The following is a 15,024-nucleotide window of genomic DNA, read 5'->3' as shown; positions in this document are numbered from 1 at the left end:
GCCATTGATTATGGAATTCACGATGAAGGGTTAGGAATTCATAGAAAAGTTCCATTGCTTACCGTGTTACCTGCGTGCCTATCCTACATGTTTCTCTATGGAGTTGATTTAAAAGAACGCTTCAAAAAAAGCGACGAGTAACATCGTCGCTTTTTTTAGTCCGTCTGTTTCCGGTTATACATGACAATACTTCCGACGAACGTGACGAGCGCCCAGGCGGACAGAATCAGAAGCTCCACCCATGTAGAGCCGAGTCCAGCGCCAGCCTCAATCTGAAACGCAAGATCGATTAAGACAACGTTCGGTAAGTAGTCGAGAAGGCCGATGATCGCGAACCGGTCTTCGTACACTGACAACATCGGTGAAAACGAGAAGAAGAAGAACGCTGGCATGACGATGAGCGAGGCTTCCATGACCGTCTTCGTCATCAAGCCTAGTATCGTCCCAATCCCGATATAAAAGAACGTCGAGACGATCAATGCGAGTGAGATGACGAATAGATTCGCAGGGCTGTAGCCCATGATGAAGGCACACGCTGCGATAAGGATGAGCGTCGTCACGAACGTGAGCGCGCTCTTCCCGAGCAAGATGTCGAGCGTGCTCGCTGGCGACAACATCAACCCACGGAGCGTGTTCTTCTCTTTCTCTTCGGCAATCAAGGCGCACTGGACGAACGTCGCGACGAGACTGAACGTGATGTTGATGACGAAGTACGTGATGTCGATGCCTTCTCCGCCGAGCTGTGAATAGAAGACGGCAAAAAAGATCGGCATAATCAGCGTCGACGACACGAATAAGTTCCGCGACAAATCTTTATAGTCTTTCTGGAAAATAGCGAGTGCCCGTTTCATTGAAAATGTCATGATAATTTCCTCCCCGTCACTTCGATAAAGATGTCCCCGAGCGTCGGCTCGTTCGAATGGATGGCCGCGATGTTTTGGTCGCGCATCTGTTCATGAAGCCAGTCGGCCCCGTCTTTTCCTTGTTTTAATTCAATCGTTTCCCCGTCATGCAGTTCGACGCGCATCGAGCCATTCGCATATTTCCGGCGCAATTTTTTCGGAGCGTCTAGCAATTGAATCTCCCCTTGATGCAAGAAAGCGACGCGGTCACACAGTTCTTCGGCCTCGTTCATATCGTGCGTCGTCAAAAAGATGGTCGTCCCTTTTGCCTTCAACCGCTCAATCCCTTTATAGATGTGTCGCGAGTTGACCGGATCGAGCGCGGACGTCGGCTCATCTAAAAATAGTAATTCTGGTTCATGTAACAACGCCCGGGCCAGTGTCACCCGCTGCAGCATCCCACGTGATAAAGCAGAGATGCGTTTTTTGCGTTCTCCAGCCAAGTTCACCATCTGGAGCACTTCATCGATTCGTGTTCTTGGCTCGTCGTATAGGTCGCAATAGAGTTGCAGATTTTCTTCAATCGAGAGACGTGTATAGAGGCCACTGTTATCGGTCAACACGCCGATCCGTTTCCGATACTGTTCTTGTTTTAACTCGGAGACCGGGACACCGAACACGGTCGCGTCACCTGAGGTCTGGGCGAGTTGTGACGTTAAGATTTTAATGGTCGTCGTCTTCCCGGATCCACTCGGTCCGAGAAAGCCGAACACCTCTCCTTTTTTAACGGAAAACGTCACGTCCTGTAGCGCCTCTTCATTGCCGAACAACTTTTTCAATTGATTCACTGTAATGATATCCTGCATCTCTCGTTCCTCCTTGTTGATGTCGTCTTGCTTGCTTACATCATATCGAGAGGAAAAGGCGGACGCATTAGAATGGCGATAAACGGCGCTTTTTGAGGAGCGAGTGGAGCGAAGGAGACGGTGAATGGAGCTTATTTCAGCCCGATCATCGTCTTCAATTCGGCCATTTTCGTCTTTGAGAGCGGAATGGTCGTCTTCTCGGCATCATCTAAGACGAGACTAAAACTGTTTTTCGTATACGTGATGACTTCTCGTACCCGTTGGAGGTTGACGATGTACGACCGGTGGCAGCGGAAGAAGCCGTAAGGAGTCAGACGCGTCTCGAGTTCGTTCATCGTGAAGACGCTCGGGAACTGTTCGGATTGGCTATGCAACATGGATTGTCCGTCCTGGCTTTCGATGTAGTCGATTTCTGGCGGGTCGAGCAAGACGATTTTCTCGTTCACTTTTGTCGGAATCTTTTCGAAGCGGACGTGCATGACGTCAGGCGTGACATCTTCGTTCGCATCCGGTTCATCAGGTTCGACATCGAGTAGGCGCAAGTGCCGGTGGTCGATGCGATAGACGGTCGATGTGACGAAGAGGGCACTCTCCATGTTGCTCGTCAGAAGCAGGATCGTCTTTTGTTGTTGCTTCAGTTGCATCAAGACGGTCGCGAACAAATGCCGTGTCTCTTGGTCGACGTTCTGATCCGGTTCTTCGAGGACGTAGATGTCCCGATTATGTAAGAGGAGCGAGGCGTATTGGACGCGCCGGACGAGCGACAGACTGAGTTGGTTCAATCGTTTGTTCCGGTAAGGGGTGAGTTGAACGGTTTGAAGGACGGCATCCAGTGATTCCGTCGATTCGTAGAGCGTGTGTGTGAAACGCAAGAATTCCTCGACCGTCAGTCGATCATATAAACCGTCACGGATAGAGAAGAGCGAAAGCGTACGATTTTCTGTATCGATGGTTCCAGAGTAGGTCGCATACTTGTCGGTCAGTAGCGCGAACAGTATTTCCCGGGAAGTGACGCCGCAGTGAATGGCCGCGATTTCACCGGGATTGATGGTAAACGAGATATTTTCAAGGATGAGCGTATCCTGTTGGCGAACAGAGACGTTGTCGAAAGTAAGCACCAAATCCCTCCCTTTTTAGTGGGATTATATCATCTATCTATATTTTTTTTACAGTTCTCGAATAAAAGTTCACTATATATACCAAACAAAGATTAAACTGACGTTAGAATTTCTCAGCAGTGAATTCATGAAATGGTTGAAGGAGAGAGTTATAGAATAGAAAGTCCATGTTGAAAGAAAAAATACGAATAATTAGCAATAAGGGAAAGCAAATAAAGCTTCTTTATGACAGAAATCAAATATAGGGATTATGTAATTTTTAATATAATATGAAAATCATTAAAGAGTATGTAATCGGTAAGTTTTTCTAATCAGATTATAGTTAAAAAAACACCTATAAATCATTTACCATATTATACAATTTCAAATCAATTATATTGAATTTTATTGTAATATATAATTAAAAATTGAATAGGGTGATTTCGATGAATTTTCTAGTGCAATTTTTTGGCGAAATAATTCTTGAGTATTTAGATGACAAATCAGGAGGCAAGGTCTCCAAAACATTAGACTCAGCAGCGTCACATGTTGAAAAAAAGCATGATCAGCATATGAAGAAGGTTGAAAAACGAGATGAAGAGTTGGAAAAAATCCATAAGTTAGTTAAGTCTCAAAATTTATCATATGACACGCTTAAACAAAAATATCCAGGTGCAGGTGGATACTACAAACTTGCTTTAGGTAAAGAAATTAAAGAGAGAAATGTATTGATCAACGAGCATGTGAAAAAAATCGAATCTGGATATTATAGTGTATCTGATTTGCATCAACGGTACGAAAGTGCGGATGGAGAATTAAAAATCGCACTTAAATATGTTATTCAAAAACAAATTAATAAAGGAGAGATTTAATATGCCTAGCCCAAAAGATACGAAAGGTCCTCTTGTAAAGACAGGTCCAACTGCAGGAAATGTAAGATCAAAAAATTCTGATGGTAAATGGAGAGGAAAAAGAAGTGATGCGGGCAAACCGCGACCGACTAAAAGCCCCACCGCAAAATGACAAAGCGCATTATTTAAATTAAAAAACATTTACTCGATACTTAAGACGTATGAGACTATATGTCCATACGTCTTAAGTGCGTTTCATGATTAACAACTACAACACCATCTGCAGTGCCCGCAATCATCACAAAGATAATTGAATGTGTCTCCGCAAATATAGCAATATCCACCTTTCCAAATCAGCTTGTATTTTCTTTTTTTAATTTTCATAAAATTCTCCTTTTAATGTTATTTAAAACCAAACCTTATTATAATACATAAATCACTATCAAAAAATAAAATTAATTAATTAAACAATAAAATTCTTGAATTTCATTTATTTGTGTATTGGTTTTATAGTTACGATTAATTTTTTGATAATGAATACGTAACCTAATCGGCCAAATCAGGAATGGTAGGATATGTATAAAACCTTGAATGAATAATGAGGAATTTAATTAGTGCAAAGAAAGACGGTGTGAATATGAACGAAGTACAACGACTGATGGACAAAGTGATCGAATTCCGCGATGAGCGTGACTGGGCATTCCATCATAACCCGAAAGACTTAGCGCTATCGTTATCACTCGAGGCGAGCGAACTGTTGGAGTTGTTTCAATGGGTGTCGAGCGAAGAAGCGCTCGAGACGAAACAAGTCGAGATGAAAGAAGAGCTTGCGGATGTCCTCATTTATGCGCTGACGTTCGCCCATGCGGCAAGGATCGATGTGTCGCAAGCGATAGAAGAGAAGCTCGAGAAAAATGCGGTGAAATATCCGAGTCCGAACGCCTAAGATTTAATCGATCAATCAACCTTGACCATTTTTTTCACTACTTGTTGATGTGAAATCGGATAAAGTGAGGAAAGAACAAGTGGAGAAAGGGTTAATGAATATGGGCATCTATTATACGTATCAGCATGAAGACGCTTGGAAAGTAGCATTGGAGAGAGGATATCTACAAGGTGACCCTCAATTCGCCATGTTCAATGACGAAGGGTTCGGATTTTTCGAACCCGCTTACGACTGGATGGTTGAACAATATGAGCAACGAATTGGGATTTCGCTGAATGGAAACTATCCGGTCTGGTGTTTGGACGAGTTTCCTGACCTAAGCACTGACGGACATATCGGACAAGGAAACAAAGGTGTTGTGTTGACGGTTGAATTACCGGACGATCAAGTGTTGGCTTCGGAAATTTCATTTTGGGACTTCGTTCCGTATAACTCTACTTTTTGCGATACAGCCGAAGCATTTGACCACCGGGAAGACATTGACCCGGCATATACACGAAAGTCTTGGGAAAAAATCTTTGATCGAAAGTGGTGCGAAGAGATGGCGGTCAATCGGTCAATCGAGGCACCTGACTATCAATACGTGATTCATCGCATCGAGCTACATCAAGTCCGAGCCGTCATGCCGTTCCAAAACTTGAATGACAGTTGGTCGGACCGGATCCGAGGATTTGGGTGGCGTCTCGGCTATCGACTTGGTTTGAAGAAGTCGATTCCATTCCATTGGCAAGGAAACTGTCATTTTAAAGAAATCAGTTGAAGAGGGGAAGACAGGATTCATGACCCAACGCGAACGGTTTGATCACTTATACGAAGCGGGGAAACGTTCCACCCGCCAAGCGTTCCTTCTTGGATTGTTCATCGTCTTACTCGGCCTTATATTTTGGTTCACCGGCGAGCGTCGACTCGCTGAACTAATTTGGTTCGTCTTGTTCATTCCAGCCATTGGGTTCGTCAAAATATGGTCACGAACGAAGACGTTGCTCACGTTCAACGATGCTCCCGACTATCGGCGACTCGTCTGGTATGAATATTGGAGCGGGATGGCGGTCATCGTAATTTTTTGTATGTTGATTGTGACGTTGCTGTTACGTCCAGAACAAGCGAATATTTTGATTCTCGTTGTGGCGTTCAATCTATTTGCATGGATTGCCTCTTCTAAGATTGATCAAAGGCTTGCTAACATCGACCCGGAGCACGTCACACATAAAGTCTACGAACGAGGAAAAGTCGGTTTCTTTCCGAAATGAAATCAATCAAAAGGGAGTAGCGCGCGCTACTCCCTTTTATGAAGTCGATCGACCAGTGATGCGGTCGACTAGTCGTTTTGCTTCAAGTAGTGACATGTCATGAGTCTCCCGTAAAAACTTTACGGCCGTGACGACCCCATGCGTATCAATTTTCTCTTTCACTATTGCAGCCAACGCCTCGTCTAGTATGAGAGGATCGCTCTGAATTTGCTTTCGCCGCAGTGCACGTACGTCTTTTGCTTGCTCAGCAATTACATTGATTAAAAAGGCGTTTAGCAGGAGCGATGCGATTAAGAACATGGTGTTCAACTCCATGGAAACACTCCTTTCGCTTTAGTCAGGCATGATGGTGAAGCTATATGCGTTCGTCAGCGGGTTATGAATAATTAACTCGTAACTGAGTTGTTGTTCGTCCGCCGTATCGACCAACAGATTAATTTCTGACATGTTAAATACGCGTTGGCAGGCAATCGTCGAAAATAGCACCACACCGCCGATGATGGCTGTGATGACGAGACGTTTCGTCCAAATCGTGAGTGATGTCGACATTAAGGACGTGCCTCCATCTTTTCTTCGATTCGTTCGAGACGTTCCACTAAAACGTCGAACTGTTGTTGCTGATGAGCTGCGGCTTGACGCTCCAGCTCGAGTCGCGTGTCAGCTCGTTTTTCATAACGACCGATAAATCGAACGATCAATACGATGCCGGTAATGATTAACGCGAGTGGGACAATTATTGCCAATAAACTAAATAGTAATGTGATTAAAACATTCATCCTCTTTCCTCCTTTACGTAATCCACACGACTAGTATACTTCCAAATTCATACAAACTCAAAGAGCTCGAGGGTGGATGGATTGACCTCACGTTCGTTATGCTATAGATAACAGACATTAAAGGAGTTCGATTATGGCAATTTACTATACATATCAACACGCAGCAGCTTGGGAAGCCGCAGAAAAACGAGGTTACTTGTTCGGCGACCCAGAATATGCTGTGTTTCAAGATGAAGAGTTGGCATTATATCGCCCTGCCTATAACTGGCTGGCCGGACAATACGAAAAACGGACGGGTCTGTCGCTCGCGGGAGCGTATCCCGTTTGGTTGAGTGATACGGTTCCAGACGTCGGACGAGGAGGTTATCTTGAGCCGGGAGAGCCCGGGGTCGTCTTGACCGTCGATTTGCCGGATTTAAGTGTACTCGCGATAGAGGCGGGCTATTGGAACTTTGCTGTGAATCGTTGGTTTTTGACGTTCGAGGACAGGGAGGCGACAAGTGAAGAAGAATTGCAGACGTCATGGGAGAAGATGTTCGACCAGGATTGGTGCGAGGCAGTAGTTGAGGAGTATCCCGAAACGAACACGAAATACTACTATCTCGTCAATCGAATCGAGGTCGGCCAAGTGCTTGACGTGACGACGTTTATCGAGGAAGGAGCAACATTATGAAAATCGCCATTATCGGAGCTGGTGTCAGCGGCCTTTACGCCGCCTCGCTCCTTATCGAAAAAGGCTATGACGTTACCGTATTTGAAGCACGCGATCGCATCGGCGGACGGGTGTTGAGCCAAAACGGCTTCGACCTCGGTCCGACATGGTATTGGCCGGATACCGAGAAGACGATCACGCAACTCGTCGATCGGCTCGGACTTCCGGTGTTCCCACAACATACGACCGGTGACTTGATGCTCGAGCGGAAAGTTGGCGTGATCGAGCGCCACACGTTGCCACCCGAGCAGACCGTTCTATCGATGCGACTTGAAGGCGGTATGGCGACACTGACCACAGCGCTCGCTGGGAGACTTCCAGAAGGGACAATCGAACTCGAGACGACCGTCACGTCGATTCGACAGACAGAAGACGGGGTATCGGTCACGGTCGAAGCAGGATCGTCAAAAACGTTCCAACATGTCATGTTAGCCATCCCGCCACGGCTCGTCTCACGCATCTCGTTTCAACCGGAACTGTCTGAAGCGACGAAGGCGAAGCTGTCGGCTACACCAACGTGGATGGCCGGACAAGCGAAAGTGGTCGCCGTGTATGACCGACCGTTTTGGCGAGACGCCGGCTTATCGGGGCTCGGTATGAGTTGGTCCGGAGTGTTGCAGGAGATTCATGACGCGTCAGCGCCGGGAGGGTACGGGGCACTGTTCGGTTTCTTCCGGTTATCACCTGCTGAGCGGGCCACACTAGACCGGAACGAGCTCAATCGTCTCGTCGTCGAGCAACTCGTTCGACTGTTCGGGGAAGAGGCACGCGAGCCGCGTGACGTCTTGTACGTGGATTGGTCGAGTGACCGCGACACGGCAAGTTCGCAAGATGCCCAACCGTTGACCGACTTCCCTGTTTACGGACCGATTACGCTCGACACCGCTTGGGCAGGACGTCTCTCACTTGCTGGGACCGAGACGGATTCCATGTTCGGCGGTCATATCGAAGGGGCACTTCGTTCTGCAATCCGGGTCGTCGAGCAACTCTAACCAAAAATGCGTATCCTCCCAAGTCGGGACGATACGCATTTTTATTTGAACTTCTGAATCATCAACGCGAGCGCGCGATTGATCATCTTCATCTCGTCATCCTCGAGCACGGAGAACATCTCTTCGGCGAGCTGTTCTTCGATTCGATCGACTTGTTTCGAGTAGTCGAGGCCGACCGGACCGAGCCGGATGAAGCTCTCACGCAAGTTGTCCGGATTTTTCTCTTTTTGGACGAACTGGCGTTGTTCGAGCACCTTGAGTACTTGGCTGACCGCACTTTTTGAGATATTCATCTTCGTCGCGATCTCGGTCGTCGTCCATGTGTCTTTTCGTTTGAAGAGCAGCAACATCTGTTCTTGCTGGTAACTGAGTTCAAACTCGTTCAAGTCGGTAAAGTATTTGGTGAACAACAAGTCGAGCTCGTCGACTTGACGATACATCTCAATGACTTGTTGTTTGCGTATCTCTTTCAAAACCCGTTCTCCTTTCATTCCTTAACGTGTGTCACGGAACGTCTGGCTCCGCACATACAGAACGATACTAAATGCTAGTCCGATTATACCAAACGTGATGAGGAGCGTTTGAATCGGAACGGACAACGCGACAAGGATTGATAGCACGGCGAACGCGATCGGCTCTAGGCCGGACGCGGCGAGTGCCATGATGCTCATGACGCGACCGATCTTATCTTGGTCGCTATGCTCTTGCATGAGCGTGACGGCCGGCAAATAGACGAGCATCAGCATGAAGCCGCTCATGGCCGCCGCGAAAGCGAGCATCGGGATGGACTCGGCTTGCGTGTAGAAGAGAAATGCGACAATCGTCAAAAACAAGGCGCGGAAAACGAAGAGGCCGCGGTGGACCGACCGTAACAATAAGACGAGGAAACTTGCGACGAACGTCCCGACAGCAAGCCCGCCTTCAATCAAACTCAAGTCGAACGCCGTTCCGCCGCGTTCACCGACGAGGATCGGGATGCTCATGATGAGCGGTCCCATGATGAACAAGTTGACGATCGCAATCGAGAACGTACCGCTTCGCAAAATCGGTGTCTTCGAGACGTAGCGGATTCCTTCTTTCAAATCAAAGACGACTTGCTTGAGCGACATCGTCTGTGCCGCTGGAATATGGTCTCGAATCAGCCGCGGCATCATCAAGAAAGCAGAGATAAAGATGAGCGCAGCCGCCGTACTAAAGCTAAGACCGAAGCCGGCCCACGTCAACAGAAGACCGGCTAAAAATGGACCGATCACGAACATGAGCTCGAGCGACCCTTGGAATAACGAGTTAGCGCGTTGGAGCTCGTGTTTTTTGACGAGAGACGGGATGAGTGAAGACAGCGCCGGATACGACATGCCGTCCAATAGTCCGAACGCAATCGAGATAAGGATTAAGGCGATCACGGAATAAGCGTCGGTCAAGTGCAACGCGACGACGACGAGCATCAAGACGCCTTGCCCGAGGTTCGTCAAAAATAAGAGACGACTCTTTTGATAACGGTCGGCGAAAACGCCGCCGAACACCATCATGATCACGCGCGGCAACGAGACGGCCGTCATGATGATTCCGAGCAGGGCCGGTTGTTTCAACACATCGATCGTGAGCCACGACATACTCAAAAAGAAGATAGAGAAGCCGAGTGTTAGTGTCATGCCGGATAGCCAAGTGAAAATGAAACGGGAATTGTGTAGCAAGTTCATAAGGAGACCTCGTTTTTAAATAAAGTTAAGTTAACTAAACTATAAGACGAGATTTGAATCTGGTCAAGCAAACCGGACCGACGAGAAAAATGTAAAAATACGGAACTTTTTGAGACGGATGAACGTATAATTACAGAAGAGGTGAACGATATGAGTAAACAAGAACGATTACGCAAAGTAAAAACGATGAATCCCCAATGGTTAGTATTACGACTTTTCTTTGCGCTTCCCACTGGTGTACTTGTATTTTACTTTTTACAGACAGAGGCGAATCCCTGGCTAATGGGAGGGGTGCTCCTAGCACTGACGATTGCGGCATATGTTTTATTCTCACGAGAATCAAGCTTTGTCAAAAGCCTTACACTGAATGAGCAAGCTAAAAAGGTAGTGAGCATCCAATATAAACTCGACTATTTGTTCGCCTTCATCATGGCTGTGATTTTCCCACTTATGATGCGATTCAGTATGTTGACACTTAGTCCATTCATTTTGTTTATGGGTAGCGCCATCTTAATTTTGTTTACTCAATTCAAACTTGATCAACAGCTAGAATGGATAGATGCTGAGCAACCGACCCGTCGAGAAATTCAGCGCACGCGATTTAGCTGGAGAGCTTGATTAGATAGGTGCAGTGCTTGGTGATGAAAGGAGAATCGAGATGACAGAACAAGAACTTAATCAACTCAAACGTAAGCGATCGTGGGTTCGATTCGGATTGGCCATTCCGATCAGTGGACTTGTCATTTTGTATCTAGAAGCTGCTGAATATAACATGCTATACGGTCTAGGAGTTATTTTTGCTTTAGTAGCTGCGGCGCTTGTATTATCTGCTCAAAACAGAACGATTTCATCGGGAAGGGATGTAACGATGAAGCGTATCTTTCGACAATTATATGGCATTGATTTTGTAATGTTAGCGTGGCTCGGCTTCGTTTTTCTGTTTTTGGTGGAACTCAATCTTCAATCGATTACACTAATTGTCGTGTTGTTTAGCGGTCTGTTCAGTCTGTCCGTAATCCAATGGGTGCTCGAAGGAAAAATGAGAATGCTAGTGAACGTGCAACATGTTCCACGTGACATGAACGATAACAACTAAAGGAGCCTCTTATGAACAAACATGAACGGTTAAAGAAAATGATTAAAGGAAATCGCAAATGGCTTCTCGTCAGGCTCGGTTTTGCGATTCCGATTGGCGTGCTTCTTTTCTTCTTTTTGCAAACCGAGACACACGCTCTCTTGTACGGCAGTTTGATGATTGCGTCATTGTTTGCGTACGGAGTGATGATTGTTCGCGAAAGTCGGTTTATGAGCAGCTTTACCGAGCGGGTCCGGGCCAAGCGCATCATTCACATCCAATATATATTTGATTTTATGATGGTTGTCTTTATTTGTCTCTTTTTCCCGTTGCTCTTGAAGTTAGAAACAATTAGTTGGGTACCGTATTTTGTCTTCTCACTTACGGCTTTAGCCCTGGTGCTTGTCGAGCGTCTGCTTGATGAGAAGGTAAAACTGATTGACCCTGAACAACCGATGCGTCGCGACGTAAAACGGGAAAGTTTTTAAGGAGTGATTCGATGACAAAACAACAACGCATCAATCTGATTTATAAAACGAATGTGAAGACGGCCGTTATTCAAAGTCTGCTCACATTTCCAATGGTATTTTGCCTCGTAGGTTTGATTGAATCGGATTCATGGAACGGATGGTACGTGGCCGGCACACTCGTCTGCTTGTTACTGCTTGGCGGAATCTTTTTCAAGGCGAATCGGGTCGAGGTTGAATTGACTGAGCAAGAGGATGCCAAAACCATCATCGCCCGTCGGAACGGATCTATGTTTGCGCTATTTGTCTTATTCATTTTATCGTTTGCACTGACAATTAAACTCGGTTGGATGTATGCGTGGATAGTGGTGCTGACAATCGGTGTGTTGTATGGAGGATACCGGTTGATTCGAAAACAAGACGAGCGATTGACGGACATCGACCCGGAGCATCCGAGGTTTCGGGAGATTCGACTCGATAATGTTAGGGACTAAGGAGGAGACTGATGGACCGGGAAACTCGATTCCAAGCGCTGTTACAAGTCGACAAAACGTATCGACGTTTTATGATTGGGAGCAGTGTACTCCTTTTCGTGGGTGCGCTCTACTTTATGATGCAGACGACTTACTCCAGCATGATCGCGGTTGTTGGCCTCGTGCCGACGCTGTTTTTCGAATGGAAAAAGACGGTTGTCTACCTGCAGTTTAATGACGACTGGACGTATCGTCGTCTGATTAAAACGAACTTTTTCTTACTATGCTTCACTTTCTTCTTACTGTTCAGTGTTATCGCCTCGTTTTTGGCGGGCCACATGAACCGTGACGGATTTGTGTGGGCGATGGTGATTGGCGGGCTGCCCGCCATCTTGTTGCCGTTTTGGATTGATCGGAAACTGCTGCAACTTGACCCGGAACATGTTACTTCCAGTATGCTAGCAAAAGCCAGTCGTGAGCAGCTGAAGCGTCGGCTTGACGGAATCAATGAATTAGAAAAGGACTGAAATGGTATGACGAAACAAGAACGAATTCAAGCAATCGGAGCTTATCGAGAACCACATCAAAAAATCATTTTTTGGCTGACGGTCGCCCTCATCTTTTTTAACTCTTTCACGTTAGGCTTTGACGATATCTGGTGGATGTGGGGCATCGGTTCTATCTTTGCCGCCATCGGACTCGTTCGTTTCATGCTTCGTGAAGGTGAGGTGTTGATGGCTTTTACGAACGGACGAGGAAGGGTGCTCACGAAACGTTTGTATCAGATGTATAGTCTCTGGATTGTGTTGGTCACGGGGACGATTTTCCTCAGTCGGATACACATTCCAACGTTCGGATGGGTGCTCTATGGTGTCTGTTTCGTGATCTTGGGCTGGAGCCATTACACGATACATAAGCAGTTCAAACAGGCAGACCCGGATCAACCGACACGAGATGAAATCACAAAAGGCTACCGATCTTATGAGAGGAGTACATATGCTGACAAAACAAGAACGCATTAACCAGCTGCTCGCACAAGATGATACCCATTGGTTTGTACGGTGGTGGATTTGGATGGCCGGGCTCATCGCCACGGTCGTCGTCGGCTATATGGCACCGACGTGGCTCCCGTTTGTCTTGGCCATCTCCTATTTCCCGTATTTATGCCTGGAGTGGCGTAAGACGAAGCTCCTGCTCACGTTCAACGAAAGTCGTCGCTACACACGCTGGGTCTACATGGGCTTCGTGTTCGAATGGATCGGATTCGTCGCGATTTTGAGCCTGTTCGCTTTCTATCATGCAGGTGTTGTTTCGATTCAAGTTCTGCTGGCACTCATTGTCAGTTTGATTGTTTTCAGTATCCTCACCCCACGCTGGCTCGATCGATTCATCTTGATGTTCGATGACGACCATGTCACCGCGAAAGTGTTGAGCAAAGCAAAAGAACAACGGAATACCGAACATAAGACGAGTTCCTAATCAAACGGGACTCGTCTTTTTATGATTCAGGACATCGGTCCTTTATACTTTGGATGAGTGAGATGTACATTGAGATAATAACTTGCACTACATCATAGAATCGAGGAAACGAAATATGTTAGCCATTGTTATTGGACTCGTGATCGGCATCTTACTACCGATACAGACGAGCGTGAACTCGCGTCTGCGTTCGATCGTCGGGTCACCGTTTGTCGCTTCGTTCCTATCATTCGCGGTCGGGACGACCTTTTTATCGCTCATCCTGCTTGTCTCTGGACAAGGATTCGGGTTCGATTCGTCAATCTTTCAGCAACAGCCAATCTGGATGTGGTCGGGTGGCTTGTTAGGGGTCATTTTTTTAACGGGGAACATTCTCTTGTTCCCACGGCTCGGCAGCGTCCAGACGGTCATCATGCCAATCTTTGGACAGATCGTGATGGGGCTGTTAATCGATCACTTCGGTTGGTTCAATTCGACCGTGAGCGTCCTCACACCGTGGCGCGTGTTTGGGGCCTTGCTTGTTTTACTAGGGGTCGTCGGGACGGTCGCACTCACAGACTGGATCAATCGTCGGCGTGGAAAATTTGTCATCGCGAACCGGGTGGAGACCGGTAACTTGAACGTCTGGCGTTTACTCGGAATCGGGACCGGGATGATGAGTGCGATGCAGACCGCCATCAACGGCTATTTAGGGACTGTGCTCGAGTCTGCACTAAAAGGCGCGCTCGTCTCGTTTGTCGTCGGAATCGTCGCACTTCTCCTCATCTTACTCATCCTCCGGCCGAGCGTTGAATGGCGCGGGCTATCGGGACAACCGTGGTGGATTTGGCTTGGCGGGATCATCGGCGCGCTCTTTATCGGCGGGAACGTCTTGATTGTCCCGATGGTCGGGACCGGCATCGCCGTCGTCATCGTCATTGTCGGTTTACTATGCGGAAGTTTGCTGATCGACCGGTTCGGTTGGTTCGGTGCGGCCAAAAATCCGGTGACCGGGATTCAACTCGTCAGTTTGCTCGCCATGGTGCTCGGCATCATGATGATCCGCTTGTCATAATATAAAGGAGGGGATACGATGCGCGGAGTCTTGTTCGCCATCAGCGGCGGTTTCTTTTTAACGTTGCAAAGCGTCGCCAACGCACGAATCAGTTCACAGATCGGCACGTGGCAGGCCGCGACATTGACGCAGATGACCGGCTTCATTGTGGCGCTTCTCGTCATGCTGGCTGTGCGTGACCGGACGTATAAACAGATGCGACACGTGCACCCGCTCTATTTGTCGGGTGGCGCGTTCGCAGCCCTCATCTTGTTCAGCAACATGACAGCCGTCCATCAGCTCGGTGTCACGTTGACAATCTCCTTGTTTCTGATTGCGCAGCTCGCCCTCGCGCTCGTCATCGATTGGCGCGGCTGGTTCGGGATGATACGCCGAGAGTTGAACGTGTCACAATTGCTCGGTGTCGCCATGATGGTCGCCGGCATCATCTTGTTGAAATGGTAG

23 protein-coding genes are annotated in these 15,024 nt (G+C 47.4%); 15 read left to right on the top strand and 8 right to left on the bottom strand.

Annotated features, from left to right (window positions below):
- Positions 1–155 precede the first annotated feature (155 nt).
- From EVJ20_RS12985 to EVJ20_RS12975, 3 genes are all read right to left on the bottom strand, one after another.
- Complete coding sequence (locus EVJ20_RS12985) at positions 156–863, bottom strand: ABC transporter permease (protein WP_131490696.1); 708 nt, start codon at positions 861–863, stop codon at positions 156–158.
- The gene (locus tag EVJ20_RS12980) at positions 860–1,708 is read right to left on the bottom strand and encodes an ABC transporter ATP-binding protein (RefSeq protein WP_131508443.1); all 849 of its coding nucleotides are present in this window, start codon (positions 1,706–1,708) and stop codon (positions 860–862) included. The genes EVJ20_RS12985 and EVJ20_RS12980 overlap by 4 nt, the downstream gene beginning before the upstream one ends.
- 131 nt (positions 1,709–1,839) lie before the next feature.
- Positions 1,840–2,826: a LytTR family transcriptional regulator DNA-binding domain-containing protein gene (locus tag EVJ20_RS12975; RefSeq protein WP_131508441.1), complete on the bottom strand. Its 987-nt coding sequence runs from the start codon at positions 2,824–2,826 to the stop codon at positions 1,840–1,842.
- Positions 2,827–3,251: 425 nt separating this feature from the next.
- Here EVJ20_RS12975 and EVJ20_RS12970 point away from each other — a divergent pair, with 425 nt between their 5' ends.
- The 4 genes from EVJ20_RS12970 (at position 3,252) to EVJ20_RS12955 (ending at position 5,852) form a co-directional block, all read left to right on the top strand.
- Positions 3,252–3,677, top strand: coding sequence for a hypothetical protein (locus EVJ20_RS12970; protein WP_131508439.1), 426 nt, complete (start codon positions 3,252–3,254; stop codon positions 3,675–3,677).
- A 616-nt stretch (positions 3,678–4,293) separates the two neighbouring features.
- On the top strand, positions 4,294–4,602 hold the full coding sequence (locus EVJ20_RS12965; RefSeq protein ID WP_131508437.1) for a nucleotide pyrophosphohydrolase: 309 nt from the start codon (positions 4,294–4,296) through the stop codon (positions 4,600–4,602).
- A gap of 94 nt (positions 4,603–4,696) precedes the next feature.
- Complete coding sequence (locus EVJ20_RS12960) at positions 4,697–5,362, top strand: DUF3841 domain-containing protein (protein WP_131508435.1); 666 nt, start codon at positions 4,697–4,699, stop codon at positions 5,360–5,362.
- A 19-nt stretch (positions 5,363–5,381) separates the two neighbouring features.
- Positions 5,382–5,852 (top strand): hypothetical protein, encoded by a 471-nt coding sequence (locus tag EVJ20_RS12955; RefSeq protein ID WP_131508433.1) that lies wholly within the window; start codon positions 5,382–5,384, stop codon positions 5,850–5,852.
- A gap of 36 nt (positions 5,853–5,888) precedes the next feature.
- Here EVJ20_RS12955 and EVJ20_RS12950 read toward each other — a convergent pair whose 3' ends face one another.
- The 3 genes from EVJ20_RS12950 to EVJ20_RS12940 are packed head-to-tail and all read right to left on the bottom strand — an operon-like array spanning position 5,889 to position 6,628.
- Complete coding sequence (locus EVJ20_RS12950; protein ID WP_131508431.1) at positions 5,889–6,167, bottom strand: hypothetical protein; 279 nt, start codon at positions 6,165–6,167, stop codon at positions 5,889–5,891.
- Between the two features lie 18 nt (positions 6,168–6,185).
- The gene (locus EVJ20_RS12945) at positions 6,186–6,401 is read right to left on the bottom strand and encodes a hypothetical protein (RefSeq protein WP_131508429.1); all 216 of its coding nucleotides are present in this window, start codon (positions 6,399–6,401) and stop codon (positions 6,186–6,188) included.
- Positions 6,401–6,628, bottom strand: coding sequence for a hypothetical protein (locus EVJ20_RS12940; protein ID WP_131508427.1), 228 nt, complete (start codon positions 6,626–6,628; stop codon positions 6,401–6,403). Before EVJ20_RS12940 ends, EVJ20_RS12945 begins: the two co-directional genes overlap by 1 nt.
- 133 nt (positions 6,629–6,761) lie before the next feature.
- Here EVJ20_RS12940 and EVJ20_RS12935 point away from each other — a divergent pair, with 133 nt between their 5' ends.
- Together EVJ20_RS12935 and EVJ20_RS12930 are read left to right on the top strand one after the other, a co-directional pair.
- Positions 6,762–7,301 carry a DUF3841 domain-containing protein gene (locus tag EVJ20_RS12935; protein ID WP_131508425.1) on the top strand — a complete coding sequence of 180 codons (540 nt, stop codon included), beginning with the start codon at positions 6,762–6,764 and terminating at the stop codon, positions 7,299–7,301.
- Entirely contained in the window at positions 7,298–8,332 is a 1,035-nt protein-coding gene (locus EVJ20_RS12930; RefSeq protein ID WP_131508423.1) for a flavin monoamine oxidase family protein, read from the top strand. The genes EVJ20_RS12935 and EVJ20_RS12930 overlap by 4 nt, the downstream gene beginning before the upstream one ends.
- A gap of 41 nt (positions 8,333–8,373) precedes the next feature.
- Here the strand turns inward: EVJ20_RS12930 and EVJ20_RS12925 are convergent, their stop codons facing one another.
- Together EVJ20_RS12925 and EVJ20_RS12920 are read right to left on the bottom strand one after the other, a co-directional pair.
- The gene (locus EVJ20_RS12925) at positions 8,374–8,805 is read right to left on the bottom strand and encodes a MarR family winged helix-turn-helix transcriptional regulator (RefSeq protein ID WP_236633783.1); all 432 of its coding nucleotides are present in this window, start codon (positions 8,803–8,805) and stop codon (positions 8,374–8,376) included.
- 21 nt (positions 8,806–8,826) lie between these two features.
- Positions 8,827–10,032, bottom strand: coding sequence for an MFS transporter (locus EVJ20_RS12920; protein WP_131508421.1), 1,206 nt, complete (start codon positions 10,030–10,032; stop codon positions 8,827–8,829).
- Positions 10,033–10,182: 150 nt separating this feature from the next.
- Here EVJ20_RS12920 and EVJ20_RS12915 point away from each other — a divergent pair, with 150 nt between their 5' ends.
- The 9 genes from EVJ20_RS12915 (at position 10,183) to EVJ20_RS12875 (ending at position 15,024) form a co-directional block, all read left to right on the top strand.
- A complete protein-coding gene (locus tag EVJ20_RS12915) occupies positions 10,183–10,650 on the top strand; it encodes a hypothetical protein (protein ID WP_131508419.1) in 468 nt (155 codons plus the stop codon).
- A gap of 40 nt (positions 10,651–10,690) precedes the next feature.
- Positions 10,691–11,128 carry a hypothetical protein gene (locus EVJ20_RS12910; RefSeq protein ID WP_131508417.1) on the top strand — a complete coding sequence of 146 codons (438 nt, stop codon included), beginning with the start codon at positions 10,691–10,693 and terminating at the stop codon, positions 11,126–11,128.
- Between the two features lie 11 nt (positions 11,129–11,139).
- A complete protein-coding gene (locus tag EVJ20_RS12905; RefSeq protein ID WP_131508415.1) occupies positions 11,140–11,595 on the top strand; it encodes a hypothetical protein in 456 nt (151 codons plus the stop codon).
- A gap of 11 nt (positions 11,596–11,606) precedes the next feature.
- Entirely contained in the window at positions 11,607–12,068 is a 462-nt protein-coding gene (locus tag EVJ20_RS12900; RefSeq protein ID WP_131508413.1) for a hypothetical protein, read from the top strand.
- 11 nt (positions 12,069–12,079) lie between these two features.
- A complete protein-coding gene (locus EVJ20_RS12895) occupies positions 12,080–12,574 on the top strand; it encodes a hypothetical protein (RefSeq protein WP_131508411.1) in 495 nt (164 codons plus the stop codon).
- Between the two features lie 6 nt (positions 12,575–12,580).
- A complete protein-coding gene (locus tag EVJ20_RS12890) occupies positions 12,581–13,069 on the top strand; it encodes a hypothetical protein (protein WP_131508409.1) in 489 nt (162 codons plus the stop codon).
- Positions 13,044–13,526, top strand: coding sequence for a hypothetical protein (locus tag EVJ20_RS12885; protein WP_131508407.1), 483 nt, complete (start codon positions 13,044–13,046; stop codon positions 13,524–13,526). The genes EVJ20_RS12890 and EVJ20_RS12885 overlap by 26 nt, the downstream gene beginning before the upstream one ends.
- Positions 13,527–13,641: 115 nt before the next feature.
- Positions 13,642–14,580 carry a DMT family transporter gene (locus EVJ20_RS12880; protein ID WP_131466291.1) on the top strand — a complete coding sequence of 313 codons (939 nt, stop codon included), beginning with the start codon at positions 13,642–13,644 and terminating at the stop codon, positions 14,578–14,580.
- Positions 14,581–14,598: 18 nt separating this feature from the next.
- The gene (locus EVJ20_RS12875) at positions 14,599–15,024 is read left to right on the top strand and encodes a DMT family transporter (RefSeq protein WP_131466289.1); all 426 of its coding nucleotides are present in this window, start codon (positions 14,599–14,601) and stop codon (positions 15,022–15,024) included.

The sequence above is a fragment of the Exiguobacterium sp. SH0S1 genome, assembly GCF_004337165.1.
In the GTDB taxonomy this organism is placed as follows: domain Bacteria; phylum Bacillota; class Bacilli; order Exiguobacteriales; family Exiguobacteriaceae; genus Exiguobacterium; species Exiguobacterium aurantiacum_A.
Note: the sequence above shows the minus strand (reverse complement) of the source record. Positions and strands in the feature narration are given on the sequence as shown.